Raw genomic sequence first — 26,994 nt, 5'->3', positions numbered from 1 at the left:
GCCAGTCAAAAGCCTGGGCCGTGAATCAACGGGATTCACGGCCCAGGCTTCTGTTTTAGAACCCTAGAGCAAACCGAGCAGCTGCAGATCGGTGATGTACTTGACGATCACCGGCTGCGAGACATGCGGAATATCTTTGTCCGGGCCAATTTTCGCCTCTTGCACCGCGGCGCGGAATCGATCGGTCGGTGCCATCGAGCCGTTGAGCGGCAGCTGCGGCTTCTGGTAGTTGTGCAGCAGCGGCAGGAGCGAGTACTGGCGTTGGCGCTCGGGCAGGCCCCGCAGCGTCATCTCGAAGCGCTGCAACCAGCTGCCGTAGTCGCCCACTCGCTGGATCGGGTACCCCGCGTCGACCAGCCAATCCACGTACTCGTCGAGGCCGATGCCGTCGTCGTACGGGTTCATCACGTGGTACGTCTGGAACCCCTCGACCACTTGCGCACCCAGGCTCGAGATCGCCTCGGCGATGAATTCCACTGGCAGACCGTCATAGTGGGCACGTTGGCGGTTGCCGTCGGCGTCGAGCTCGTAGAACGAGCCGGGCGCGATACCGGTGGCGACCAGGCTGAGCATCAACCGGGTGAACATGTCCGGCAGGTTCAGCTGCCCCGCGTAGGTGGTGTCGGCCAGGATCATGTCGCAGCGGAACACCGCGACCGGCAAACCGCACAGGTCGTTGGCTTCGCGTAGCAACACCTCGCCGGCCCACTTACTGTTCCCGTAGCCGTTGGCGTAGCCGTCGTTGATCTGACGGGTAGCACTGATGTCGCGGACATCGGCGTCCTCGACGAACTTCCCGGGCTGGATCTGGTCGCCCACGCCAATCGTCGAAACATAGGTGTACGCCTTGAGTTTCGTGGTCAGTGCGATGCGCAGCAGCTCCGCGGTGCCGACCGCGTTAGGGCCGAACAGCTCGCTGTAGGGCAGCACGTGGTTCACCAGAGCGGCGGGGTCGACGATCAGGTCGACGGTGTCGGCCAGCCGCTGCCAGGTCGCCGCGTCCAGTCCGAGGTTGGCCTCGCCCTTGTCGCCGGCGATCACCTCCAAATGCTCGGCGGCGAGTTTGCGGTAGTGCGCCAACAGCTTTGGGTCGCCGCTGTCGAACGTGCGGTCTAGCCGCGCACGCGCTTCTGCGTCAGACTTGGCGCGCACCAGCGCGATCACCTTGCCGTCGACCGCATCCATCCGCTCCAGCCAGTCCAGCGCCAGGTAGCGACCCAGGAATCCGGTTGCGCCGGTGAGCAACACCGTCCGGACCTGGCTGCCGGCCTTCGGCAGGGTGGGCGCGGCGGCCAGCGTGGCCTCGTCGATGAACTTGTCCAGCGTCAGGTCGGCGGCGTGCACCTCGGTGGCGTCACGGCCGTGCACCGAGGCGAAGCTGGGTCGCTTGCTGCCCTGTCGCTCGCCTTCGATGTAGTCGGCGATCGCCTGGAGGTCGTTGGCTGGGCTGACGATCACGCCCACTGGCACATCCACGTCGAAGATCTCGTGCAGCAGATTGCCGAATGTCAACGCGGACAACGAGTCTCCACCGAGATCGGTGAAATGCGCGTCGGCAGTCAGGTCGGACTTCGCCGCGCCCAGCATCGCCGCCGCGGCCCGGCTGACGGTCTGCAGCACCGGCGCGTCGGCGCCGGTGCTGCGCAGTTCGGCCAGCTCGTTGGCCTGACCCTGCGCCAAGTCAGCGTAGAGCTGCTCAAGGCGCTCGCCGTAGTGCTGCTTGAGCTTGGGCCACGCCAGCTTGCGAATCCCGGTCAGCAGACCGTTCTCCAGGCTGAACGGCGTGGTCTCGATGATGAAATCACGCGGCACCTCGTAGGACTGCAGATTCGCCTGTCGCGCAACGGTTTGCAGCGATTCGGCGATCGCCGACTTCGACGCGTTCACATCCGTCGGTACCACGACGGCCAGCAGATAAGGCTGCGCGCTGTTGCCGTAGATGTAGATCTGGCGGACCAGCGGGCTGTTGCCGAACTCCGCTTCCAACTTGGCCAGCGTGACGAATTCACCCTGCGCCAGCTTCAGCACGTTGTTGCGGCGGTCGACGTAGACCAGGTGGTCTGGAGAAATCTCGGCGAAGACGTCGCCCGTGCGGTAGTAGCCCTCGTCGTCGAACACACCCGCGGTGGTCTCGGGCCGCTTGTAGTAGCCGGGGAACATGTTGGGGGTTTTGAGCAGCAGCTCGCCCCGGGGGTAGGGCCGGTCTGTGGCGTAGTAGCCCAGGTCCGGGACGTCGACCAGTTTGTAGTCGAGAACGGGCGGGCGCTGGATTTCGCCGTCGAGCAAGACCATGCCGGCTTCGGTGGAGCCGTAGCCGTCCACCAGATGAATTTGCAGCAGCGACTCGACCCAGCTCCGCAGCTCGGGGGAGGTCGGAGCGGAGCCGGTCATCGCGAAGATGAACCGACCTCCGAGCAGCTCGTCACGCAGCTCGGTCAGCACCTGCGATTCCGCGGTCTTCTGGTCGACGCCTTCGGCGGTGCGCTTACCGACTTCGCTCTGGTACTCGCTGTAGAGCATCTCCCAGATGCGCGGCACGAAGTTCAGCTCGGTCGGCCGCACCAGGCGCAGATCTTCGAGCAGCGTCGACAGGTCGCTTTTGGCGGCGAAGTAGGCGGTACCGCCGTTGCCCAGCGTGCCGTAGAGGGTGCCGCGACCCATGACGTGGCTCGTCGGCATGAAGTTCAGGCTGATCGACGCGGCGCTGGGGCCGAACCAGTTCTTGGTCGAACGATTCCACATCTTGGCGACGTTGCTCTGCGGGTACATCGCGCCTTTGGGGGCGCCGGTGCTGCCCGAGGTGTAGATCAACAGCGCCAGCGGGTCCTCGTCGTCGTCGGCTTCGTCGGCGACGGTTTGCGTCGCAGGCAAAGTCGCGCCGCGCTCGCGTACATCGTGGAGGGTCTCGATGGTCAGTCCGAGGTCGGCCAGACGCTCGTGGGCGCTCTGCAGGGCTTCGCGGTTGTCGTCGACCTCGCCGCGGTAGTCGAAGACGACCAGCCGGGCCGGGGTGTGGCCGGCTTCCGCGGCCGCGAGGATCACGTCGACGCCGTCGGCCAGGTAGTCGATGCTCGCCGCGAAAACGGTGGGCTCGGTCTCGAGAACGATGGGCTGCAATTGTGCGACGGCGGCGCTGGTCTGCAGCGGGACCGAGACGGCGCCGACGCGGCCCAGGGCGATGTCGATGGTGGTGTAGTCGACGCTGGTGAAGCCGAGTACGCAGACGCGGTCACCGCGGGCGATCATGCCGTCGGTCAGCGCGCGGGAGAGTTGGTCGACGCGCTCGGCCAACTCGCCGTAGCTGACATGGGAGAACCAGGGGAGCAGTTTGGCCGTCGTCCGGCCGGTCTCGGCGTCTTTGACCAGCTCAAACGCCCGCTGAGCCAGCGCCGGCCGATCGGCGTACCCGTCCAGTACGGCCTTGGTCACCGCCGGCAGCCGCGTTCCGGCGGCCTCGATGGCCGCCGCCACGTCGTCATCCGGCCGGGCGGCGGCGAACTCGGGGTCGTTGGCGGCCAACACTGCTGCGCGACGTTCTTGGTCTTCCTGGATCTCGATCGACATAACAGAACCTCACAACTTGCGAACTGGGAAATCTATTTCGGTGCGACGCTGCACGTAGTCAGTACTACGTTAGCAAGGGTAACGATATTCCTGGCGGCCACGGTTTGGCGAGGGTGTGTGACTAACTGCACGGACGCGCGTAGCGTTTTGGCACGCGGGGTCAAATTCGATTATCTGGGTACCCCTAACCATGTCCCGATCACCTCAGCGGAGCAGAATTTCTGATCGCAGCCATGTCGTCCCGCGCAGGGCTCGTTCCGCAAACGCCCAAAGGTGGTGCAATTGTGTACGCCCTGCACGGTTCTAGGCTCGTGATTTACCGCAGACGTTGGCGGACAACGTGTTTGGTACTTCCGACGCGATACGGCGTCCTGTCATGACCCGCACAGACCGGCGCGGCAGGCCGCTCAAGGCCTTTCTGCAGGCCGAGATCGCCGGCACCGACGTCACCATCGAAGAGATGCGCCGGGCGTGTGGCCTGACGCGGGCGAGTTACTACGGGGAACCGAGCGGCACCGGCCGCGGCTTCGACGACAGCTTCCCCAACTCCGAAGAACTACGACAGGTGGCCGAGTACTACAAGTTGGGCGACAACGGGTGGGTCAGTCTGCTGGTCGAATTCGGTTGGCTGGAGCCAGTACCCGGCACACTGCGCATGCCGTACACCGCTGACAAGTCCGATCAACTGACCGCGCCGCCGATCGGATTGGTCGCGCTGCGCGACGCTGTTGATCGCTACCAGAACGCCTCCGTCCTCGTCGTGTCGACCGACGGAACAGAGGTTTCGCTCGCGCCGATGCGCCAAGCGCTCGAGGAGAACCCCGACGACTACCTGGTGGTGTTCGGTAGAACGCCGCCCCGGGAGGGCCCGGGCTAAAGCGCGCTGAGCAGACCGGCCAGCACGTCGAGGCCTTCGCTGAGCAGCTCGTCGCTGATGGTCAGCGGCGGCAGAAAGCGCACGACGTTGCCGAACGTGCCTGCCGTCAACACGATGACCCCGGCCGCGTGGGCGGCGCTGGCGAGCGCGTTCGTGAGTTTGGCGTCCGGCTCGGCATCGTCGGGGTTGACGAACTCGAGGGCGATCATCGCCCCGCGACCCCGCACGTCGCCGATGCGGTCGTCAGAGGCCTGCAGGGCATGCAGGCGGTCCTTCATCAGCCGCTCGATCTCACAGGCACGTTCGATCAGCCCTTCGGCCTCGATGGTTTCGAGGGTGGCCAACGCCGCCGCGCAGGCCAGCGGGTTACCGCCGTAGGTGCCGCCGAGGCCGCTGTTGTGCGGGGCGTCCATGATCTCGGCGCGACCGGTGACCGCGGACAGTGGCAGGCCGTCGGCGATGCCCTTGGCGATGCAGATCAGGTCGGGCTCGATGTGTTCGTGTTCGCAGGCGAACATGGCGCCGGTCCGGGCGATCCCGGTCTGGACTTCGTCGGCGATGAACACCACGTTGTTCTCTCGGCACCAGCGCAGTAGCGCAGGCAGGAATCCTTCGGCCGGGACGATGAAGCCGCCTTCGCCCTGGATGGGTTCGATGATGACAGCGGCCAGATTGTCGGCGCCGACCTGCTTGGAAATGATGTCGATGGCGCGACGCGCCGCCAATTCGCCGTCGGTGGCCAATTCCTTGTCGATCAGCCCGTCGCGATACGGGTAGGACAGCGGCGCGCGGTAGATCTCGGGCGCGAACGGGCCGAACCCGCTCTTGTACGGCATGGATTTCGCCGTCAGCGCCATCGCCATGTTTGTGCGGCCGTGATACGCGTGATCGAAGGCCACCACGGCAGATTTCTTGGTGTGTGAGCGGGCGATCTTGACGGCGTTCTCCACCGCTTCGGAGCCGGAATTGAGCAGCACCGAACGCTTTTCACCCTGGCCTGGGGCGAGCCGGTTGAGTTGTTCGGCAACGGCCACGTACTCCTCGTAAGGCGTCACCATGAAACAGGTGTGGGTGAAATCCGCGGCCTGCGCGGACACCGCGTCGACTACGCGTGGCGCGGAGCTGCCGATAGTGGTGACCGCGATGCCCGACCCCAAGTCGATCAGCCGGTTGCCGTCGACGTCCTCGACGATCCCGCCCGCCGCGCGTGCCGCAAACACCGGCATTGTCATACCCACGCCGGCCGACACCGCCGCGGCGCGTCGCTTGGTCAGCTCAACCGACGCCGGGCCCGGTATTTCCGTGACGATGTGGCGGCTCTGTTCGATGGCAGACACGCCGAAAAGCCTATCCGGCGACGATGCGAGCCGCGAGGCTCAACGTGGCGGTACCTCCCAGCCGCGCAGCGGCGAGGGGGCATGTCGGGCCCGTTGAATGGCGGCCGTGTCGACCGCGAGTCATGACTTCCAGATCAGCCGGCGGCGGTGTGCCCCAGCTCCCGGCACACATTGCCGTTGGGGTCCCACCACTGGCCAGGAGGACAGTTGAGCGCGGGGCCTTGACCGAGGGGTCGACAGATGTTGCTGTACCCGTCCCAATACTGGCCCGGCTCGCAGTTCGCGGGCGGATCGGCCCAGCTCGTGGCCGGCGTTGCGATAGCAACGGCTGCGCCTGCCAGAACCAGAGCACTTGCCAGCCGGCCAATCAGGTTTTTCACTTCGGACCTCCTCGAGAGCGATGTGAAGCCGCTGAATAACAACGGTTCACTCGTGCCACGGTTCGGCTCGGTCTAAACCTCGAAGGCCGCGCCGTCGACCGAATCGACCGTAACAAAAGAGCTCACCGGCTCGCGGCGAAGTCGGCGTGGTCGCCGAACGGGATATCCGAGCGCGATGACAGCGGCGAGCGCCAACGGGTCCGCTGCTCCCAGAATGGTTTTCACCTGAGCCTCTTCCCTAATCGCGATGGTGGTGATAACGCCGCCCAATCCTTCTTCGCGGGCGGCCAGCAACACATTCCACGCAAACGGATAAATGGATGCGCCGGCGGCGAACGTATATCGATTGGCGTCACGATCGATCGCCGCCAGCATCGACAAGTCGGCGAACAGCGCCAGCAATACCGGGGCCTGGTCGAATTTCTCCGCGAAACCCCCTGGCGCAGCGACGTTTTCGGCAGCCAGTGCCCGGGCCTCGGCCTCGCGGTCGTTGGTCGGTGACCACGGCCGTAGGCCGGCGGCCGCCAGCGCCAGGTATTCCCGGGAACCCTGCAGGTAGCAGTCCCGCAGCCGGCGACGCTTCGCGGCGTCCTTGACCACCACCACCCGCCAGGCCTGGGCGTTGCTCCCGCTGGGTGCGAAGCGTGCGGTGTCGAGCACCCGGGCCAGCACCACGTCGTCGACGGTCCGATCGGTGAATTCGCGAACGGCGCCGGTGGTGCGCAGCGCGTCAATGAGCTCCATTGCCCAATGATCAGGCACCGCGTCGGCCTGATGGCACACTGGTGACCGTTACACGACGTCGACGAAAGATCTGTTGCCTTCATGAACCAAACGGTTGTCTTCCTGCCGATGCTGATCGTCTTGGGAGCGTTCATGTTTTTCGCGTCGCGCCGACAGAAGCGCGCGATGCAAGCGACCATCGACCTGCACGAGTCACTGAGGATCGGCGACCGAGTGCAGACCACGTCTGGGCTGCACGGCACGATCACGCGGATCACCGACGACGTCGTGGATCTCGAGGTCGCCGCCGGAGTGGTGACGACCTGGTCCAAGCTCGCGGTGGCGAGCCGCATCGAGCCGGAGGTCCCGGACGCTGAAGCCGGCGAGTTCGGCGATCTGGCCGACGACCCGGGCCGACTGCCCAACGACTGAGGTCGAGGGTCCGCCACGTACTCTTTTCGGTGCAGTCCAACCGAGCGGGGCCCGAGAGGCGAACGGCGGGGTGACCGACCTGCATAAAAGCGCATCGCGCATGAGCGGAGGAGACTCAACACGTGGCATCGCCATCGGCGCCGGTGCATCCTCGCCGCTACCTGGCGGTATTCCTGGTCCTGCTGGTCGGTGTCTACCTATTGGTGTTCTTGACGGGCGACAAGCGCGCCGACCCGAAACTCGGCATCGACCTGCAAGGCGGCACGCGCGTCACGTTGACCGCACGGACACCTGACGGGTCGCGGCCAACCAGAGAGGCGCTGTCGCAGGCGCAGTCGATCATCAGCGCGCGGGTCAACGGGCTGGGCGTGTCTGGGTCCGAAGTCATCGTCGACGGCGACAACCTGGTCATCACCGTCCCGGGAACCGACGGCAGCGAGGCCCGCAACCTCGGCCAGACCGCGCGGCTCTACATCCGCCCGGTGATCAACGCCTTACCGGTCGACAGTGGCGGCATGCAAGGCGGTCCGCGGCTACCTGCGCCGCGCGGCCCTCGTGGCCAACGGGGTGGACCCGGCGCCCCAGCGCCCGGTGGACAACCGGGCGCCCCCGCTCCTGGCGTGGTGCCCGGTGCACCCGCGCCCGGCTTGGCCCCCGGAGCGCCCGCCCCTGGCGTCCAGCCTGGCGGGCCGGCCCCGGGAGCGGCCGGGGTGGTCCCGGGTGGCGCACCGGCACCCGGCGGCGGCCCCGCCGAACAACCGGGTCTGCCCGGTGATGAGCCGTTGTTGCCTGGCGGCCCCGCGGTTCCGGCGCAGCCGCGGCCCTATCCGCAGGACGCGCCGAGCACGCCCTCCCCGACGGCGCCCGCTCCGGCCTCCCCTGCGCCATCGTCGCCCGCTCCGGCCCCGCCGTCTCCCGGACCGGTGTCGCCGACGGCGGAGCAGCCCGCAGCCCCGCAGTTGCCCCCGATCCAGCCGGGGCCGCCGGATCCGCGCAAAGACCTCGCCGAGCGCATCGCCAAGGAGCGCGAGTGGCGGCAGAGCACCAACAAGGGTGTGCAGTTCCTCGCGTTGCAATATGAGGCCACCCGGTGTTTTCAGGAAGACATCCTGGCCGGCAACGACGATCCCGATCTTCCGCTGGTGACCTGCGACAAAGACCACAAGCAGGCCTATCTGCTGGCGCCGTCGATCATCAGCGGTGACCAGATCGAGAACGCCAGCTCCGGCCTGGATCAGCGCAGCGGCGGCTACGTCGTCGATGTCCAGTTCAGGAGCGGTGCGGCCAACACGTGGGCAGACTTCACCGCCGCTCACATCGGCACCCAGACGGCGTTCACGCTGGACTCGCAGGTGGTCAGCGCACCGCAGATCCGGGAAGCGATCCCCGGTGGCCGCACCCAGATCACCGGCGGCGACCCGCCCTTCACCGCGAGCACCGCGAAGGAGCTCGCCAACGTCCTCAAGTACGGCTCGCTGCCGCTGTCATTCGAGTCGTCGGAGGCCCAAACCGTCTCCGCGACACTGGGATTGACATCGCTGCGGGCCGGCCTGATCGCCGGCGGAATCGGACTGATCCTGGTCCTGCTGTACTCGTTGCTGTACTACCGGGTGTTGGGCCTGCTAACGGCTTTGTCGTTGGTGGCTTCGGGCGCAATGGTTTTCGCGATCCTGGTGCTGCTCGGCCGATACATCAACTACACGCTGGACCTGGCGGGTATTGCCGGTCTGATCATCGGTATCGGTACCACTGCCGACTCGTTCGTGGTCTTCTTCGAACGCATCAAAGACGAGATCCGCGAAGGCAAATCGTTCCGGTCCGCGATTCCGCGGGGCTGGCATCGGGCCCGCCGGACGATCCTGTCGGGTAACGCGGTCACCTTCCTTGCCGCCGCCGTGCTGTACGTCCTGGCGATCGGCCAGGTCAAGGGGTTTGCCTTCACGCTGGGGCTCACCACCGCCCTCGATACCGTCGTCGTGTTCCTGGTGACGTGGCCGCTGGTGTACCTGGCGGGCAACTCGAAGCTGCTGGCGAAGCCGGCCTACAACGGCCTCGGGACAGTCCAGCAGATCGCGCGCGAACGTCGCGCTGCGAAGACCGGGGCCTATGCCGGGGGACGGGGGTAGCGAGATGGCGCCAAACGCGGACACGACAGGCACCGACGACACGACTGCCGTCGAGATCGACAAGGAGACCGCACGAGCGGTCCGCCCGAGCGGCGACGACACGGCCACGCTGCCGCAGCACAACTTCCTGGCCCGCCTCTACAGCGGTACCGGCGCGTTCGAGGTCATCGGGCGACGACGGTTGTGGTACACGATCAGCGGGGTGATCGTCGCGATCGCGGTCGTCAGCATCCTGCTGCGCGGGTTCACCTTCGGCATCGACTTCAAGGGCGGCACGACGATGTCGTTCCCGCGTGGCACCGCTACCGTCAGCCAGGTCGAGCAGGTCTTCCGGCAGACGCTGGGCAGCGACCCCGAAACCGTGGTGATCGTCGGCAATGGTTCGTCGGCGACCGTGCAGATTCGCTCCGAGACGTTGTCCAACGAGAAGACCGAGAAGCTGCGCGACGCGCTGTTCGACAAGTACAAGCCCAAGGGCTCTGACGGGCGGCCCAGCAAGAAGGCCATCTCCGATTCGGCGGTGTCCTCGACGTGGGGCGGGCAGATCACCAAAAAAGCCGTCATCGCCTTGGTGGTGTTCCTGGTACTGGTCAGCCTCTACATCACCGTCCGCTACGAGCGATACATGGCGATTTCGGCGCTGACCACAATGGTCTTCGACTTGACCGTCACCGCCGGGATCTACTCGCTGGTCGGCTTCGAAGTCACCCCGGCCACGGTCATCGGCCTGCTGACCATCCTGGGTTTCTCGCTGTACGACACGGTGATCGTGTTCGACAAGGTCGAGGAAAACACCCACGCCTTCCAACACACGACCCGGCGCACGTTCGCCGAGGAAGCCAATCTCGCGGTCAACCAAACCTTCATGCGGTCCATCAACACCAGCCTGATGTCGACGCTGCCGGTGCTGGCGCTCATGGTGGTCGCGGTGTGGCTGCTGGGTGTCGGCACGCTGAAGGACCTGGCCCTGGTTCAGTTGGTCGGCATCATCGTGGGCACCTACTCGTCGATCTTCTTCGCCACGCCGTTGCTGGTGTCCCTGCGCGAGCGCACCGATTTGGTGCGGACCCACACGCGTCGGGTCCTCCGCCGTCGGGGGCCGGATGGCTCCAAGGCCTCAGATAGGGCGCCCAAGAGGCCGGCGGGCGGCGAGGCGGACGACACCGAATCGACCCGCGCGTCCTTCGCCACCCCGGCGCCCAGCAAGCCGGCTCCCGGCGCGCGGCCGGCAAGGCACGCCGCGGGCCGGCATTCGCGGCCGACCGGCAAGCAGAACAAGCGCTAACGCCGATGATGGCCTGGCGTCGGCGTGTGGCCGCCTGTTGTCTGATGGCCGCGCTGGCGGCGACGGGTGCGCTGACGGGGTGTTCGGGGAGCGCAGCGGGGCAGGTCGACTACATCGTCGACGGCGCCCTGGACTCCTACAACACCAACACGGTCAGCGGCGCGGCCTCGGCTGGGGCGCAGGCCTTCGCGCGCACGCTCACCGGCTTCGGCTACCACGGTCCCGACGGTCAGGTCGTCGCCGATCACGACTTCGGTTCGGTCTCGATGGTCGGCGGATCGCCGCTGGTCCTCGACTACCAAATCGCCGACAACGCGGTGTACTCCGACGGCAAGCCGATCACTTGTGACGACCTGGTGTTGACGTGGGCCGCCCAGTCCGGCCGGTTTCCCGGCTTCGACGCCGCGAGCCAGGCGGGCTACGTGGACGTCACCTCGGTCGACTGCCAACCCGGGCAGAAGAAAGCCCGGGTGTCGTTTGCCCCTGACCGCAATATCGTCGACTACAACCAGCTGTTCGCGGCGACCGCGATCCTGCCGTCGCATGTGATCGCCGACGAACTCGGCATCCCCGAAGCCACGGTCACCGCGTCACTGCTGGGCAACAACCAACCCGTCGTCGCCCGCATCGCGCAGACCTGGAATACCACCTGGAACCTCAAGCCGGGCACGGAGTCCGGCGTGGTCGCCAAGCATTTCCCGTCGTCGGGGCCGTACAAGATCGAATCGGTATTGGACGGCGGCGCAGTGGTTTTGGTCGCCAACGACAAGTGGTGGGGCGCCAAGCCGATGACCAAACGGGTCACGGTGTGGCCGCAGAAAGCTGACATCCAGGACCGGGTCAACGCCAAGAGCGCCGACGTCGTCGACGTGGCCGCCGGTTCCTCGGGCGCCCTGGCCACACCAGACACCTACCGTCGCACCGACGCGGCGTCGGACGGCATCGAGCAGTTGATCTTCGCGCCGGGTGGGCCGCTCGCCGACATCGCGGCCCGCCGCGCCGTCGCGTTGTGTACGCCGCGGGACGTGATCGCGCGGGATGCGCAGACGCCCATCTCCAACGCGCGGCTGCACCCCAGCGTTGACGATGCCATCGGGCAGGCCGAAAACATCCCCGAGGTAGGACGATTCGTCAAAGCTGACCCGGTTGCGGCCCGCGCCGAGCTGAAGAACAAACCGCTGGCGGTGCGGATCGGATACCGGGGACCCAACGCGCGATTGGCCGCCATCGTCGGTGCGATCGCCAAATCCTGTGGCCCCGCCGGCATCACGGTCTCCGACGTAACGTCCGACTCGGTCGGCCCGCAGGCGCTCAAGGAGGGCAAAATCGACGTGTTGCTGGCCAGCACCGGCGGCGCCACCGGCAGTGGTTCGACCGGCGCGTCGGCGATGGACGCCTACGCCCTGCACACCGGAAACGGGAACAACGTCTCCGGTTACACCAACGGTCAAATCGATGGGATCATCGGCTCGCTCGCGGTGTCGGCCGACCCGGCCGACCTGGTCCGGCTGCTGGCCGAGAGTGCACCGGTGCTGTGGGCGGGGATGCCGACGTTGCCGCTCTATCGCCAGCAGCGGACCTTGTTGGCCTCCAAAAAGATGTATGCCGTCGGGACCAATCCCAGCCGGTGGGGCGCCGGCTGGAACATGGATCGTTGGGTGCTGGTGAGGTGACGGCAGCCGATCTGGTCGCCGCGCTGACCCGGCAGGTCGCCGATTTCCCGTCGCCCGGAATCCAGTTCAAGGACCTGACCCCGGTGTTCGCCGACCCGCGCGGGCTGGCCGCGGTGACCGATGAGATCGCCGCAACCGCGTCCGGCGCCGACCTGATCGCCGGCCTCGACGCGCGTGGGTTCCTGCTCGGCGGTGCCGTCGCCGCGCGGCTCGGAAAAGGGGTCCTGGCCATCCGCAAGGGCGGCAAGCTGCCGCCGCCGGTGCGCACCGAGCATTACCAACTCGAATACGGCACCGCGAGCCTGGAACTGCCCGGCGACGGGATCGAATTGGCCGGCCGCAGCGTTGTGATCGTGGACGACGTGCTGGCCACCGGCGGCACGCTGGCGGCCGCCCACCGGCTGCTCGAGCACGCCGGCGCGCGGGTGACGACAGCCGCGGTGGTCATCGAACTCGCCGCGCTCGGCGGACGCGACCGGATCGCGCCGCTGCCGGTACACAGCGTCAAGGTCTTCTAGCGGGTCGGTAATGCTGCCGGGCATCCGGCGTAGAACGTTATCCTGGAGCTTTGGAGGTGAGAGGCGTGGCGGACGAAAAGGGTACGGCGATCCAGCCGCCCACCGAGCCGCTGCAGCTCGCCGACCTCCCGTCGCCTGCCGCGCAGGCGACGAACGAGCCCGGGATCGGCCTCAAGGCGCCCAGCAGCGCGTCGCGGCGGGTCCGCGCCCGGTTGGCGCGACGAATGACCGCGCAGCGCAGCACGATCAGCCCCGTGCTCGAGCCGCTGGTCGCGGTGCACCGGGAGATCTATCCGAAGGCCGACCTGTCGTTGTTGCAACGGGCCTACGAGGTGGCCGAGCGCCGTCACGCCAGCCAGCTGCGGCATTCGGGGGACCCGTACATCACCCATCCGCTGGCGGTGGCCAACATTCTCGCCGAATTGGGCATGGACACCACCACGCTGGTGGCGGCCCTGCTGCACGACACCGTCGAGGACACCGGCTACAGCCTGGAGGAACTGTCCGCGGACTTCGGCGAAGAGGTCGGTCATCTCGTCGACGGGGTGACCAAGCTGGACAAGGTTGTTTTGGGCAGCGCCGCCGAGGGCGAGACCATCCGCAAGATGATCACCGCAATGGCGCGTGACCCGCGGGTGTTGGTGATCAAGGTGGCCGACCGGCTGCACAACATGCGCACGATGCGTTTCCTGCCGCCGGAGAAGCAGGCTCGCAAGGCCCGCGAAACGCTGGAAGTCATTGCGCCGCTTGCGCATCGGCTGGGTATGGCCACCGTCAAGTGGGAGCTCGAAGACCTGTCCTTCGCCATCCTGCACCCCAAGAAGTACGAGGAGATCGTGCGGCTGGTCGCCGGCCGGGCGCCGTCGCGCGACACCTACCTCGCCAAGGTCCGCGCCGAGATCATCGCGACGCTCAACGGGTCCAAGATCAACGCGGTCGTCGAGGGACGCCCCAAGCATTACTGGTCGATCTACCAGAAGATGATTGTCAGGGGCCGCGACTTCGACGACATTCACGACTTGGTCGGCATCCGGATTCTCTGCGACGAGGTCCGGGACTGCTATGCCGCTGTGGGCGTGGTGCATTCGCTGTGGCAGCCGATGGCGGGCCGGTTCAAGGACTACATCGCCCAGCCTCGCTACGGGGTGTACCAGTCGCTGCACACCACCGTCGTAGGACCCGAGGGCAAACCGCTCGAGGTGCAGATCCGCACCCGCGACATGCACCGCACCGCGGAGTACGGCATCGCCGCGCACTGGCGCTACAAAGAAACCAAGGGCCGCAACGGCATGCCGCATGTACAAGCGGCCGCCGAGATTGACGACATGGCTTGGATGCGTCAACTGCTCGACTGGCAGCGGGAGGCCGCCGACCCCGGTGAGTTCCTCGAATCGCTGCGTTATGACCTTGCGGTGCAAGAGATCTTCGTTTTCACCCCCAAGGGTGACGTGATCACACTGCCCACGGGATCCACCCCGGTCGACTTCGCCTACGCGGTGCACACCGAAGTGGGGCATCGCTGTATCGGGGCCCGCGTCAATGGCCGACTGGTGGCGCTGGAGCGCAAGCTCGAAAACGGCGAAGTGGTGGAGGTGTTCACTTCGAAAGCGGCCAACGCCGGTCCATCGCGCGACTGGCAGCAGTTCGTCGTCTCGCCGCGGGCCAAGACCAAGATCCGGCAGTGGTTTGCCAAGGAGCGCCGTGAGGAGGCGCTCGAAACCGGTAAAGACGCGATCACCCGCGAAGTACGCCGCGGCGGACTTCCATTGCAGCGCTTGGTCAATGGTGGCTCGATGGCGGCAGTGGCCAACGAACTGCACTACGCCGACGTCTCGGCGCTCTACACCGCAGTGGGCGAGGGTCACATCTCGGCCAAGCACGTGGTGCAACGGTTGCTCGTCGAACTCGGCGGCATCGACCAGGCCGAGGACGATCTCGCCGAGCGCTCCACGCTCACGGCCATCCCGCGCCGCCCGCGCAGCGACGACGTCGGGGTGTCGGTGCCCGGCGCGCCGGGTGTGCTGACCAAGTTGGCCAAGTGCTGCACGCCGGTGCCCGGCGATCAGATCCTCGGATTCGTCACCCGCGGTGGGGGAGTGAGCGTGCACCGTACCGACTGCACCAATGCCACGTCGTTGCAGCAGCAGTCCGAGCGCATCATCGAAGTGCACTGGGCGCCGTCGCCGTCGTCGGTGTTCCTGGTGGCAATTCAGGTCGAGGCGCTGGACCGGCATCGGCTGCTCTCGGACGTGACCCGCGTGCTCGCTGACGAGCGGGTGAACATTCTGTCGGCCTCGGTCACCACCTCCGCCGGCGACCGAGTCGCGATCAGCCGCTTCACTTTTGAGATGGGCGATCCCAAACATTTGGGACACCTGCTCGACGTGGTCCGCAATGTGGAAGGCGTCTACGACGTCTACCGGGTGACGTCAGCGGCCTGACGGGTGACGGTAGAGCGACAGCGGGCGCTGGTCATGGGAGCCAGCGGCAACGTGGGAGCGTGCGTGACCCGCCACCTAGTGGCCGGCGGCGCCGACGTGCGGGTGTTACTACGAAAGACGAGCTCCACCAAGGGAATCGACGGCTTGGAGGTCGACCGCCGGTACGGCGATCTGTTCGACGCCGATGCCGTGGCCGCCGCGATGGCTGACCGCGACGTCGTGTACTACTGCGTCGTCGACACCCGCGCGGAGTTACGGGATCCCGCACCGCTGTTCAAGACGAACGTCGAGGCGCTGCGTCACGTGCTCGACGTGGCCATTCACGCAGACCTGCGGCGCTTCGTCTTCTTGAGCACCATCGGCACCATCGCCGTCGGACGGGACGGTGAAACCGTCGACGAGGACACCCCGTTCAACTGGGCCGATCAGGCCGGCGGCTACATCGAATCACGGCGAGCCGCCGAAGATCTGGTGCTGTCCTATGCCGCGGACCACGGGCTGCCCGCCGTGGTGACCAACGTGTCGAACCCGTACGGACCACCCGATTGGCAACCGCGCCAAGGGATGTTCGTCAAGATGGCCGCCCAGGGCAAGATGCCGTTCTACGTCCGCGGTGTGGGCTCGGAAGTGGTCGGCATCGACGACGTGGCCGAGGCGCTGCTGCTGGCGGCGGAAAAAGGGCGGATCGGCGAGCGTTACATCATCTCCGAGCGTTACATGAGCCAGCGTGAGCTGGTGACCATCGCCGCGCAGGCAGTCGGTGCCCGCCCGCCCCGACTCGGCATTCCGATGGCAGTGATCTACGGCTTGGGGTGGGTCAACGACGCGCTGGGTGCGTTGCTGCGCAAGGACTTTCCGATGAGCAGACAAAGCGCACGGCTGGTGGAGTTGACCTCGCCGGCCAGCCATGCCAAAGCGACCCGTGAACTCGGCTGGCATCCGGCGCCCACCGAAGACTTCATCCGGCGCGCGGCCCATGCCTACGTGGAGAGGTCAATCCCGGCGCGCTGAGGTGATGGCGACCTCGTTGTTGGGCCTACCGTCGTCGCCGCCACCGACCACCCCGCCCGCGGCGATCTTGTCGATCACGGCCAGCCCGGCCGGGGTGATCGTGCCGAAAATCGTGTAGGTTGGCGGCAACAGCGAGTCGCGGTAGACCATGAAGAACTGGCTGCCGTTGGTGCCCGGCCCGGCGTTGGCCATCGCCAGCGTTCCGCGCGGGTAGACGACAGGCACCTTCAATGCCGGCTCGCCCGGCGGATACTGGATGGTCGGAAACTCGTTGGCGAACTGATAGCCCGGGCCCCCGGTGCCGTCGCCCTTGGGATCTCCGCACTGCAACACCGACAACGCGCGGGCCGTGGTCAGCCGGTGGCATTCGGTGTTGTCGAAGTAAGCCTGCTGCGCAAGACTCACGAAACTGCTTACAGTGCAGGGTGATTCGTTGTTGGCAAGCTGCAATCCGATCCGGCCGCGGTCGGTGACGATGGTCAGCCCGATCGTCGCCGGGTCGGTCGGCGCCTTACCGTTGGGCGGCGGGGCCGCCTGCTTGCCGGGTGGTTCCGTGGTCCGCGGATACTGACAATTCGCGCCCACTGTCGGTCCGGGGAAGAACGGCGGCAATTTCGGCCCGGTCACCGGCGCGACCGGCGGCAAGGTCGATGTCGGCGCCGCAGTACTGGCCGACGTGGTGGGCGCCGTCTTGCCAGAGTCGTGGCGGGTGCACGACGTCACGGTCACGGCGACGGCCAGGATCCCGAGCGTCGCGGCAATCCGGTTGAGCTTCATCGTCATCAGTCCAGTAGCACCGACTTGACGGTGACCTCGTTGGCCGGTGGCCCGTCCTCGCTGCCGCCGGCGATGCCGTCCTTCGCGATCTTGTCCAAGGTGGCCAACCCGTCCTGCTGGATCTTGCCGAAAACCGTGTACGCGGGCGGCAATGGCGTGTCCTTGTACACCAGGAAGAACTGGCTGCCGTTGGTATTCGGCCCACTGTTGGCCATTGCCAGCGTGCCCCGCGGGTAGATCACCGGTTCGTGGGCCGCCGGGTCGCCCGGCTTGTATTGGTCGACCGGATATTCGTCGGCGAACTGGTAGCCCGGTCCGCCGGTGCCGTCGGCGCTCGGGTCGCCGCATTGCAGAATTGAATGGGTCAGGCGGTGGCATTTGGTGTCGTCGAAAAACTTCTGTTGCGCAAGACTCGCGAAATTATTGACGGTGCAAGGTGATTCGTTATTTGCGAGCAGCAGACCGATGTGACCCTGGTTGGTGACCATGCTGACGCTCACCTGCGCCGGATCGGTGGGTACCTTCCCGCTCCGGGGCGGTTTCACTTGTTTGGCCGGCTGCTCCGACGACGGCGGATACTGGCAGTTGGCGCCGATGCTGTCGTTCGGCTTGAAGGCCGGCAGCGGCGTACCCGTGGCGCTGGGAGCGGCGCTGGACGAGGTGTCCGAACTGGCCGACGCCTTCTTGTCGTCGTGATTGGTCAAAACCACGGTCGCCACGATCGCCGCCACCACGACCACTGCGGCTACCGACCCTCCGACGATGGCCAAGGTTCGACGACGACGGGCTTGCTGCGCACGGCGTTCGAGCTGCCGCTCCAATTTGCGCTTGGCTGACGCGCGTCGTTGTTCGTTGCTGGGCACCGCCTGTCCCTCCATGATCGTGGGCTGGGTCGGAGACGAGTGTGCCAGTTCACCCCCGATCAGGGTGGCGCGACCCGTCGGCGATCGCCTAGATGGGAAACTGGACCTCGTGTTGATCACCGGATTTCCCGCCGGGTTGCTGCAGTGCAACTGCTACGTGCTGGCGCCGCACCCCGGAGCTGACGCGATCGTCGTCGACCCAGGCCAGCGCGCGATGGGCCAGCTGCGCCGCATTCTGGACAAGAATCGGCTGACGCCGGCGGCGGTGCTGCTCACCCACGGCCACATCGACCACATCTGGTCTGCTCAGAAGGTGTCCGACACGTTCGGCTGCCCGACCTACATCCATCCCGAAGACCGGTTCATGCTGACCGACCCGATCAAGGACTTCGGGCCGAAGATCGGTCAGCTGCTGCTCGCCGCGATCTTCCGCGAGCCAAAGCAGGTCGTTGAACTCGACCGCGACGGAGACAAGATCGATCTGGCCGGGATCAGCGTCACCGTCGACCACACCCCGGGCCACACCCGCGGGTCGGTGGTCTTTCGGATAACCGAGGCCAGGGACGGCAAAGATGTGGTGTTCACCGGCGACACGCTGTTCCGGCGATCGGTGGGCCGCACCGACCTGTTCGGCGGCAGCGGCCGTGATCTGCTGCGTTCGATCGTCGGCAAACTCCTGGTCCTCGACGACCCGACGGTAGTCCTGCCCGGCCATGGCGACGCCACCACCATCGGTGACGAGCGGCGGTTCAATCCCTTCATCGAAGGGCTGAGCCCATGAGCCAATTCAGTGCGCCGAAGGGTGTGCCCGACTACGTCCCGCCGGATTCGGCGGGGTTCGTCGCGGTCCGGTCGGCGCTGCTGGACACCGCCCGTCGCGCCGGATACAGCGACATCGAGTTGCCGATCTTCGAGGACACCGCGTTGTTCGCTCGCGGGGTGGGCGAATCCACCGACGTCGTGTCGAAGGAGATGTACACCTTCGCCGACCGCGGGGACCGATCGGTGACGCTGCGGCCGGAAGGCACCGCCGGGGTGGTGCGCGCGGTGATCGAGCACGGCCTGGACCGCGGAGCACTGCCGGTCAAGCTGTGTTATTCGGGCCCGTTCTTTCGCTACGAGCGTCCGCAGGCCGGTCGCTACCGCCAGATGCAGCAGGTTGGGGTGGAAGCGATCGGTGTCGACGACCCCGCATTGGACGCCGAGGTGATTGCCGTCGCCGACGCGGGTTTCCGTTCGCTGGGTCTCGACGGATTCCGTCTCGAAATTACCTCTCTCGGCGACAACAGCTGTCGCCCGCAATATCGGGAATTGTTGCAGGACTTCCTGTTTCACCTCGACCTCGACGAGGAGACGCGGAGACGCGCCGAGATCAACCCGTTGCGGGTGCTCGACGACAAGCGCCCCGAGGTCAAGGCGATGACGGCCGATGCGCCGGTGATGCTCGACCACCTGTCCGACGAAGCCAAGCAGCACTTCGACACCGTGCTGGCCCACCTCGACGGCCAGGGCGTGCCGTACGTCATCAACCCGCGGATGGTTCGCGGTCTCGATTACTACACCAAGACCACCTTCGAATTCGTGCATGACGGCCTGGGTGCCCAGTCGGGCATCGGCGGCGGCGGTCGCTACGACGGGCTGATGCGCCAACTCGGCGGACAGGACCTGTCCGGCATCGGATTTGGGCTCGGCGTCGATCGCACGATGCTGGCGCTGCGCGCCGAGGGCAAAGACGTCGGGGCGACCGCCCGCTGCGAGGTGTTCGGCGTGCCGTTGGGCGAACAGGCCAAGTTGCGACTGGCGGTGCTGGCCGGGCAGTTGCGCGGGGCCGGTGTGCGGGTCGACCTTGCCTACGGCGCACGCGGCATGAAGAGCGCGATGCGCGCCGCCGACCGGTCCGGGGCGCGGCTGGCACTCGTGGCCGGCGACCGCGACATCGACGCCGGCACGATCGGGGTGAAGGACCTGACAACGGGAGAGCAGGTCGATATTGCGACCGATTCCGTTGTCGGCGAGGTGCTTTCGCGGTTAGATGCGGTGTGAGCTAGGCCGACTCAAGCGTGCTGGACGTGCTTGCCGCGAGTCTCGCGGTTAACGCGGCCAGTTTCTCGTCGAGCGCCTGTGCGGCCGCCTGCAGCGGCGGATTGTCTTCGATGACCATCAGCGATGACGGCTTGATGTAGGTCACGCTGCTTCGATCGTTGTCCTCTTCGAGAAGCAGTAACTCGGCTGGCGCGAACAACCCGGCCGTGAGGTCGTGCCGGAGCATCGTCAGCGAAATCAACGGATTACCGAGGATGACGCGTAACGCCTTGCGGTTGATGCCGGCCGTCTGTAGCCACTCACCGTGATCAATGAGGTGCATCAGCATGAACTCGCTGGAGCCGAGGTGTCGGGTGATCTCCGTGGAAAACGATCCCCAGTCGTCGAAGAAAGCGGTGGGGAGTTCGGTTATCGACTCCGGTCTTTCGCCGACCTCCGCGTGTAATGCGGCGATGAGATCTTCGTAGCTGTTGTCGCTGTCGATGCGTATCCGAATGCCGTCGAATCGGATTTCCTGAGGATCAAGGGATGGCACGGCGCCCTCCTCGCTAGGCAATGTAGGGCAATTGTAGGCCTCGCGGCTCAGGCGCGTCCGTGCTTGACCTGATTGAACGGCACCCCGCGGTCGGCCGCGAATTCGCGGGGAAAGCCCAGGATCCGTTCACCAATCACGTTGCGTGCCATCTCCGTTGTGCCGCCGCCGAGATGCGCGGTTTGACGAGACAGGTAGCGCTCGCCGGCGAACAGCAACTCTGCGGGACCGTCGACGACGCCGGCGCTGCCGGCGATCGCCAGGGCGGTATCGATCTCGAGGGAGACCTCCTCGGCCTGGAACAGCCGGATCAACGAACCGCCGGTAGGGGGAAGCGATCCGTCCAGCACACCCCGGAAGACGTGGTCGATGAGTTGTTCCCACACCGCGCGATGGGTCAGCGCGCGGCCGGCCAGCTCGCGCACCCGCTCGTTGCCGGACAGACCCGCCGCACGAATCATCGCGTGATAGTCCGGCGGCTGCTCCTGGTTGTTCTCGGCACCGCTGCCGCTGGCGAATTCCGAGCCACCGCCGACCGCGCGTCGCTCGTGATACAGCTGACGGGAGGCCACCTCCCAGCCCCTGTCGACTTCGCCGACCACCGCGTCGCCACCGAGTTCGACATCGTCGAAGAATTCCTCGCAGAATTCGGTGGAGCCGTTGACCTGTTTGATCCGCCGCAACGTGATGCCCGGGCTGTCCAGGGGCACCAGGAACATCGTCAGGCCTTCGTGCTTGGGCACGTCCCAGTTGGTCCGTGCCAGCAGCAGCCCGTAGTCGGCGGCGAAGGCTCCAGTGCTCCAGGTCTTGGCGCCGTTGATGATCCACTTGTCGCCGCGCCGCTCGGCGCGGGTGATCACCCCCGCGAGATCGGAGCCGCCGCTGGGTTCCGACAGCAGCTGGACGAGCACCTCGTCACCGCGCAGCGCTGCCGCAATGTGTTGTCGCTTCTGGTCTTCGCTGCCGGTGTCGAGGATCGTCGGGCAGCAGATGGTGAACGTCGGCGTGTTCAAGATCAGCGGCAGCTCATAGCACGCGCTTTCCTCGTCGAACGCCTTTTGGTAGGCGATGTCGAGGCCGAGCCCGCCGTACTCGGTGGGGAAGCAGATGCCGGCGAAGCCGCCGTCATAGAGCCGTCGCTGTAACCGCCGCACGTGCTGCCAGGACTCTTCCTCGCCGCGATCGGCGTAGGGCGGATTGTTCGGGTCGGCGATCCGCGGCATGTTCTCCGAGAGCCACGCGCGGGCCCGCTCGGCGAACTCGGCCACCGATTCCGTCATATGACGCCTCCGAGAGTTCCATTAACGCAAACCGGTAATGACATTACCAGCAGCGCCGCAGCGCTGAACGGTCCCTGGGAGGCTCGCGGTCAGATCTTCACATACCCTTTGTCGGCGGGGATTTGAGCCGCGGTGACCAGCGACGAGGCGTCGCCGGCGAGCCACACCACGATGTCGGACACCAGGTCCGGGGCGGCCAGTGATTCGGTCGGAAGCGCGCCCGGCGAGAAGCTGTGGATGTAGTTGGGGTGGTCGGCGAACACCTGGTACATCGAGACGTCGTTGCCCATCGGCGTATCGGTGCCGTACGGGTGCACGGAGTTGACCCGGATACCGAACTCGCCGAGCTCGACGGCAAGTGAGTTGGTCAGGCCGACCACTCCGAACTTGGTAGCGCAGTAATGCCCGCAGCCGGGAACCGCCTTGATACCCGCCGCCGAGCTGATGGTGATGATCGACCCGCCATTACCCGCCTCGATCATGGCAGGCACAACGGCCTTGATGGTGTTCCACATCCCGGTCAAGTTCGTGTCGACGGTGTCCTGCCACTGCTGTGCCGAAATCTCCCACAGTCGGCCCCAGTTCAGCACGCCGGCGTTGGCGACCACGATGTCCAGGCGACCGAATTGTTCGATGGCTTCGCCGACGACGCGCTGCTGGCCGCCCAGGTCGCGCACGTCGACCTGCGATGCCAACATCTTGCGCCCTTCACCCTCCACGAGACTCACGGTTTCGGCGAGGTCTTCCGGGGCGGCCGGGGGATAGCCGTTATGGGCGGTCACCGGCGCGCACGCATCGATTGCGACGATGTCGGCGCCGGCCCTGGCCAGCCTGACGCAGTGCGAGCGGCCCTGGCCGCGGGCAGCGCCCGTCACGTAGGCGGACTTTGCCGGCCAGCGGGAGATCGGTAGCGGTCATCGCCTCAGCGTAGGAAAAGTTCAGCCCCTGCGAGGCCGAGTGAGGGTGAACTGTTCGACCACGCTGATCGCCCCGTAGGGTCCGTTGACCGCGTAATGGGTGGCCTTGATCGAGGTGTTGCCGCCCGGCGGACCGGGATCGACGTCGAAAGCGACGAAACCGTAGGGGTTTTGGCTGTCCCGAAACGCCGACCACGGCGCGTCCTCGACGAGGTAGATCGGCACCTTGCGGCCGATCGCGTCCCGGGAATCGCCCACGCCGGTCACGACGCGGCACCTCGGCTGCGGGAAGAACAGGCCGTTCGACGGCGCCGATGTTCCGCCTCCGCCGATGACCAGGTGCACGGTCCCCTTCGACGTGTCGATCACGTCGCCGCCGTCTTGCACTGGGATCGGGGTTCGGGTCTCGGTGTCCTGCGCTCCGCGCAGCGGGTGGGAGCGCTCGTAGTGATGCTCGTGACCGCACACCACCAGGTCCACTTGGTAGCGGTCGAACAACGGCAGCCACTCCTGGCGGATACCGAGGTCGGCGCCGTTGGTGTGATCGGCGGTCGACACCGCGGTCTGGTGCATGCAGACAATCACCCAGTCAACCCGCTTGTCGGCTCGCGCGTTGCCGAGTTCGGTTTCCAGCCAACGCCTTTGCGCGCCACCGGAATAGCCGCGGACATAGGAGTTGCCGCCGTCCTGAAAGCAGATGTCGTCGTTGTTGAGGCTGATGATCCGCACCGAGCCGGCGGTGAACGAGTACCACAGCCCACGCAGCTCGGTGTCGGATTGTGCGTCGGGCAAGGCGAAATAGGTTTGATACGCCGCGTAGCCGATGGGGCCGTTGCCCAATTCATTCTCATGGTTACCCGCGGCCGGCATCCACGGCCGGTAGCGCGCCGAGCGGGTGTTGTTGTCGAACCAGTCCGACCACGTCCGGATCCGGTCGTTGGCCAGGTTCGCATAGCACAGGTCGCCGTTGACCAAGTTGAACAGCGGACCGATCCGCTCGATCGCGGTGGTGATGTCGCCGGCGGCCGGCGAACCCAGGTTGTCGCTGCGATAGCTTTCGTTCTTCAGTCGGCCCAGGGTCGGCGTCGCTTGGTCGCCAAAGCTGGTGAAGCGCAACGGACTCCGTCCTGACGGCGCGGTCCGCACGGTGCCCACTTCGGGGTCGGTGCCGTCGTGTACGGCGGCATACACATAGTCGCTATCGGGTGCGAGATTGTCGAGCTTCGCGTGGTGGACCCGGACCTCGGTTTTCGATTTCGCGTCGCGGTATGTCCGGGTTTCGGCGGGCACGGTGCGACCGAAGCCGCCGGTCGGCGTGCCGGCCATGACGCGCGGATTGCTCACTGGATCGGTGGTGTGCCACGACACCACGACTTCGCTGGAAGCATCTCGACCGAATTGCAGATGCAGACCGCCCACGGGCTGGGCTCCGCTGCGCGGGGGCCGACTCCACAGACTGGGCCCGCGCCGGGACGGCCCGAGCAGTGCGACGGCACCGGCGCCCAACCCGGCGCCGATGAGTGTCGTCGTCGCCCCGGTCGTCAGCAGTGTCCGACGGCTGATGCCCGGCGCCGGCTCGGCGCCCTCGCCCGAAGGCGGTTCTTCGACCATGTCTCTTTCATACCGCGCCCGTCCCGGGCGGCCCGGGGAGCGCGCTTATAAGGTAGCCGTCCAAGTCCGGGCTGAACATGGCAGGTTGGGCGTACTGTCGCCGCAGGGTCCGGCAGAAGCACAGCGGCGCCCTGCGCCCCGGAAAAGGGTCACAAACCCGATTCTTTTAAGCCTTTTCTCAGCTTCGTGATGAGCGCGAGATTTCGATCATGATGCGCGGACGCCGACCCAATACCAACGCGGCCAGTTCGGAATATCGGCGCCGCACATTGGTGCTCTCGCCTTTACCGGAGGCGGCTTACCGCCGGTGCCCGGGAGTCATTTGCGGTGCGATGTCGGCGCCCGCCCCGTGACGAGTTCAGAGGCCGGGGCGGGGGCGGTTCAGGCCGCGATATCTGCGGCCCCACGAGGCTTCGGGCACGGTGATCGGTGGATGCGACGCATTCCGGTCAATTGCTCTGACATCAAGGCATTTACGGTTCGGACGAAGTGGTGGGCCGTTAGCTGGGCGCGGCCCGAGTCCTTCGCCCCGGGCGGCGCCAGAATCGCCACGCCGACCCGGTCTTGGCTATCCCAGCCGGTTGGCGTCGGCAACCTTCTGACATACGTCTAATAGCTAGCGTGCGTTAGCGCGGTATTCACGTGGCCCGCGGGGCGCTGAGAACTCCGGTATGGGCGGCCGAAAAATTGTTGCCGGCGCAATGTCTCTTTGGTTTTTCTCAGCACACGATGCGCTTCTGTGATTTAAGATTGCGCAACTGTCAGACCTCGAACTTGGCTTCTTTGCGGATGAGTCAATTTGCACTAACTCACCCGGCGGCCGCAAGGGGTCTGACTCCTGTCTGAAGGAGGATCGGTGTCGTTCGTAACTGCGCAACCGGAGGACCTGTCCGGTGCCGCCGGCAGTCTGGCCGGCCTCGGCGATGCGATGGCAGCGAGAAACGCTGCAGCGGCGACGCCAACTACCAGTCTGGCACCCGCTGCTTCAGATATTGTTTCGGCGATGACGGCGGCACAGTTCGGTCAGCACGGTGCCGCTTATCAGCAGATTGCCGCCCAAGCGGCGGTGGTCCACGAACAAGTAGTAGCGGCGTTGCGTTCCGGGGCGGGGGCGTACGCGCTGACTGAGGTGGCGAATGCAGCTGCAGCAGCCGCCGACTAAGGGGGGCCTGGGTCGATGAGTTTCATGATGTTCCCGCCGGAGATCAACTCCAGCTTGATGTACAGCGGCGCGGGGTCTGGCCCACTGATGGCGGCCGCTTCCGCGTGGAGCGAGCTGGCTGCCGATCTCGAGTCCACCGCGGCCTCCTATCAGGCGGTGCTCGCACAGCTCACCGGATCGACATGGTTGGGTCCGTCTTCGGCGCGAATGGCCGCGGCAACGGCGCCGTATGTGGACTGGCTGTCGATGACCGCGGGCCAAGCCGCGCAGACTTCGGCGCAGGCCCAGTTCGCCGCAGCGGCTTATGAGGGCGCCTTCGCGTCGACGGTTCCGCCGGCGGTCATCGCCGCCAACCGGGCGCTGTTGGCCGCTTTGGTCGCCACCAACTTCCTGGGGCAGAACACCCCGGCGATCATGGCCACCGAAGCCCACTACATGGAGATGTGGTTCCAGGACGGCCTGACGATGGACACCTACGCGGCCGCCTCCGAGCAGGCCGTCGTGCTGCCGCAGCAGACCCCGGCGCCTTCGACGAGCGACGGTGGCCTGTCTGCGGATCTGGCCGCGGCGGTGCAGTCCATCGAGAATTCCATCAGTAGCACGGTGAACAATCTGGTCACGGCATTACAGGGACTGGTCAGTGGAAACACCACCGCCGGCGCCTCGACGAACAGCCTGACGTCCGCGTTGTCGTCGGCGGTGAGCAACCTGAGTGGTGCGAGCACGGCCGCGCAGTCCGCCGCCGCCACCTCGGGGGCCAGCTCGGCAACCACTTCGGCAGCAACCGCTGCGACCGGTTCAACATCCGGCGCGTTGTTAGCGTTCCAGGCGCCGTACTACTTGACGACGTTTGCCAGCATGCCTGCCAAAATGCTTATCAGCCTTGGCAATTCGATGAGTGCCAGCCAGGCGATGCAGGCGGGCCAGCAGGCGATGCTCGCGGACGTGCAGTCCCTGGTCGATGGCAAGCTGAAGGCCTTGATCACCAGCATCTCCGGCCAGATGCGTGGGTTCGGATCGCAGATCACCGCCCAACTCGCCGGGGCAGGCCGCATGAGCGGCCTGTCGGTTCCCCAGGGCTGGGCCCAGAACGCTCCGGAGATGGTGCGCGCGGCACCGGTGCTGCCGGCCAACAGCGTTGCGCCTCCACAGGTGGGGACCCCGCTGCCCAATAGCCCCTACACCCAAGCGCTCATGGGTGCGATGAACGGACGTGGCATGGGCACGCAGGCGGCCAAGACGGCGTCGGTGAAAGTTGAGACTCGCACGCCGGCAGGCGGATGAGAACCGGGGGGATGCCTTTGCTGCAGCACGCATTAACCCAAGACATGACAGTGAGATAAGGAGAAAGATATGCCTACGCGTTTTATGACTGACCCGCACGAGATGCGGGCGATGGCGGGCCGTTTCGACGTGCACGCCCAGACCGTTGAGGACGAGGC

21 protein-coding genes and 2 pseudogenes are annotated in these 26,994 nt (G+C 66.2%); 13 read left to right on the top strand and 10 right to left on the bottom strand.

What is annotated here, in order from left to right:
• Positions 1–63 precede the first annotated feature (63 nt).
• Positions 64–3,564 carry a carboxylic acid reductase gene (gene car, locus A5658_RS06075; protein ID WP_067332303.1) on the bottom strand — a complete coding sequence of 1,167 codons (3,501 nt, stop codon included), beginning with the start codon at positions 3,562–3,564 and terminating at the stop codon, positions 64–66.
• 376 nt (positions 3,565–3,940) lie between these two features.
• On the opposite strand from car, the gene A5658_RS06070 reads away from it, so the two are divergent.
• Positions 3,941–4,441, top strand: coding sequence for a hypothetical protein (locus A5658_RS06070; RefSeq protein ID WP_067332301.1), 501 nt, complete (start codon positions 3,941–3,943; stop codon positions 4,439–4,441).
• Here A5658_RS06070 and gabT read toward each other — a convergent pair.
• The 3 genes from gabT to A5658_RS06055 all read right to left on the bottom strand — a co-directional run bounded on the left by gabT (position 4,438) and on the right by A5658_RS06055 (position 6,902).
• A complete protein-coding gene (gene gabT / locus A5658_RS06065; RefSeq protein WP_067332298.1) occupies positions 4,438–5,778 on the bottom strand; it encodes a 4-aminobutyrate--2-oxoglutarate transaminase in 1,341 nt (446 codons plus the stop codon). The genes A5658_RS06070 and gabT overlap by 4 nt on opposite strands.
• A gap of 134 nt (positions 5,779–5,912) precedes the next feature.
• Positions 5,913–6,158 (bottom strand): hypothetical protein, encoded by a 246-nt coding sequence (locus tag A5658_RS27370; protein WP_082992975.1) that lies wholly within the window; start codon positions 6,156–6,158, stop codon positions 5,913–5,915.
• Between the two features lie 72 nt (positions 6,159–6,230).
• Positions 6,231–6,902 carry a nitroreductase family protein gene (locus A5658_RS06055; RefSeq protein ID WP_067332767.1) on the bottom strand — a complete coding sequence of 224 codons (672 nt, stop codon included), beginning with the start codon at positions 6,900–6,902 and terminating at the stop codon, positions 6,231–6,233.
• A gap of 81 nt (positions 6,903–6,983) precedes the next feature.
• Here A5658_RS06055 and yajC point away from each other — a divergent pair, with 81 nt between their 5' ends.
• The 7 genes from yajC (at position 6,984) to A5658_RS06020 (ending at position 16,367) form a co-directional block, all read left to right on the top strand.
• Positions 6,984–7,313: a preprotein translocase subunit YajC gene (gene yajC, locus A5658_RS06050; RefSeq protein WP_067332292.1), complete on the top strand. Its 330-nt coding sequence runs from the start codon at positions 6,984–6,986 to the stop codon at positions 7,311–7,313.
• Between the two features lie 122 nt (positions 7,314–7,435).
• Positions 7,436–9,439: a protein translocase subunit SecD gene (gene secD, locus A5658_RS06045; protein ID WP_067332290.1), complete on the top strand. Its 2,004-nt coding sequence runs from the start codon at positions 7,436–7,438 to the stop codon at positions 9,437–9,439.
• A gap of 4 nt (positions 9,440–9,443) precedes the next feature.
• On the top strand, positions 9,444–10,724 hold the full coding sequence (secF, locus tag A5658_RS06040) for a protein translocase subunit SecF (RefSeq protein ID WP_067332766.1): 1,281 nt from the start codon (positions 9,444–9,446) through the stop codon (positions 10,722–10,724).
• A gap of 5 nt (positions 10,725–10,729) precedes the next feature.
• On the top strand, positions 10,730–12,397 hold the full coding sequence (locus tag A5658_RS06035) for an ABC transporter substrate-binding protein (protein ID WP_156751286.1): 1,668 nt from the start codon (positions 10,730–10,732) through the stop codon (positions 12,395–12,397).
• Positions 12,352–12,915, top strand: a complete 564-nt coding sequence (locus tag A5658_RS06030) for an adenine phosphoribosyltransferase (RefSeq protein ID WP_082992974.1) — start codon at positions 12,352–12,354, stop codon at positions 12,913–12,915. The genes A5658_RS06035 and A5658_RS06030 overlap by 46 nt, the downstream gene beginning before the upstream one ends.
• Before the next feature lie 110 nt (positions 12,916–13,025).
• On the top strand, positions 13,026–15,356 hold the full coding sequence (locus A5658_RS06025; RefSeq protein ID WP_369830494.1) for a bifunctional (p)ppGpp synthetase/guanosine-3',5'-bis(diphosphate) 3'-pyrophosphohydrolase: 2,331 nt from the start codon (positions 13,026–13,028) through the stop codon (positions 15,354–15,356).
• A 33-nt stretch (positions 15,357–15,389) separates the two neighbouring features.
• Positions 15,390–16,367 carry an NAD-dependent epimerase/dehydratase family protein gene (locus A5658_RS06020; protein WP_067332283.1) on the top strand — a complete coding sequence of 326 codons (978 nt, stop codon included), beginning with the start codon at positions 15,390–15,392 and terminating at the stop codon, positions 16,365–16,367.
• On the opposite strand, the gene A5658_RS06015 is transcribed toward A5658_RS06020, so the two are convergent.
• Both A5658_RS06015 and A5658_RS06010 read right to left on the bottom strand, forming a co-directional pair.
• Positions 16,350–17,150 (bottom strand): peptidylprolyl isomerase, encoded by an 801-nt coding sequence (locus A5658_RS06015; protein WP_067332281.1) that lies wholly within the window; start codon positions 17,148–17,150, stop codon positions 16,350–16,352. The two genes, A5658_RS06020 and A5658_RS06015, sit on opposite strands and share 18 nt — an antisense overlap.
• The gene (locus A5658_RS06010) at positions 17,150–18,007 is read right to left on the bottom strand and encodes a peptidylprolyl isomerase (RefSeq protein WP_067332764.1); all 858 of its coding nucleotides are present in this window, start codon (positions 18,005–18,007) and stop codon (positions 17,150–17,152) included. Before A5658_RS06010 ends, A5658_RS06015 begins: the two co-directional genes overlap by 1 nt.
• A 109-nt stretch (positions 18,008–18,116) precedes the next feature.
• Between A5658_RS06010 and A5658_RS06005 the strand changes: the two genes are divergently transcribed.
• Together A5658_RS06005 and hisS are read left to right on the top strand one after the other, a co-directional pair.
• Positions 18,117–18,788, top strand: a complete 672-nt coding sequence (locus A5658_RS06005) for an MBL fold metallo-hydrolase (RefSeq protein ID WP_067332763.1) — start codon at positions 18,117–18,119, stop codon at positions 18,786–18,788.
• A complete protein-coding gene (gene hisS / locus A5658_RS06000) occupies positions 18,785–20,050 on the top strand; it encodes a histidine--tRNA ligase (protein WP_067332279.1) in 1,266 nt (421 codons plus the stop codon). Before A5658_RS06005 ends, hisS begins: the two co-directional genes overlap by 4 nt.
• Position 20,051: 1 nt before the next feature.
• Here the strand turns inward: hisS and A5658_RS05995 are convergent, their stop codons facing one another.
• The 4 genes and pseudogenes from A5658_RS05995 to A5658_RS05980 form a co-directional block, all read right to left on the bottom strand.
• Positions 20,052–20,585: a DUF302 domain-containing protein gene (locus tag A5658_RS05995; RefSeq protein WP_067332277.1), complete on the bottom strand. Its 534-nt coding sequence runs from the start codon at positions 20,583–20,585 to the stop codon at positions 20,052–20,054.
• 47 nt (positions 20,586–20,632) lie between these two features.
• A complete protein-coding gene (locus tag A5658_RS05990; RefSeq protein WP_067332275.1) occupies positions 20,633–21,862 on the bottom strand; it encodes an acyl-CoA dehydrogenase family protein in 1,230 nt (409 codons plus the stop codon).
• A gap of 89 nt (positions 21,863–21,951) precedes the next feature.
• A pseudogene (locus tag A5658_RS05985) lies at positions 21,952–22,780 on the bottom strand (mycofactocin-coupled SDR family oxidoreductase).
• Between the two features lie 20 nt (positions 22,781–22,800).
• Complete coding sequence (locus A5658_RS05980; protein WP_067332271.1) at positions 22,801–24,390, bottom strand: metallophosphoesterase family protein; 1,590 nt, start codon at positions 24,388–24,390, stop codon at positions 22,801–22,803.
• 856 nt (positions 24,391–25,246) lie between these two features.
• Here A5658_RS05980 and A5658_RS05975 point away from each other — a divergent pair.
• The 3 genes and pseudogenes from A5658_RS05975 to A5658_RS05965 all read left to right on the top strand — a co-directional run.
• Positions 25,247–25,552 carry a PE family protein gene (locus A5658_RS05975; protein WP_067332269.1) on the top strand — a complete coding sequence of 102 codons (306 nt, stop codon included), beginning with the start codon at positions 25,247–25,249 and terminating at the stop codon, positions 25,550–25,552.
• 15 nt (positions 25,553–25,567) lie between these two features.
• A complete protein-coding gene (locus A5658_RS05970; protein WP_067332267.1) occupies positions 25,568–26,836 on the top strand; it encodes a PPE family protein in 1,269 nt (422 codons plus the stop codon).
• Between the two features lie 69 nt (positions 26,837–26,905).
• Positions 26,906–26,994: pseudogene (locus tag A5658_RS05965) on the top strand (WXG100 family type VII secretion target); the annotation flags it as partial.

It is taken from the genome of Mycobacterium sp. 1245111.1 (assembly GCF_001673405.1).
Taxonomy (GTDB): Bacteria; Actinomycetota; Actinomycetes; order Mycobacteriales; family Mycobacteriaceae; genus Mycobacterium.
This window is presented reverse-complemented; position numbering and strand designations above follow the sequence as displayed.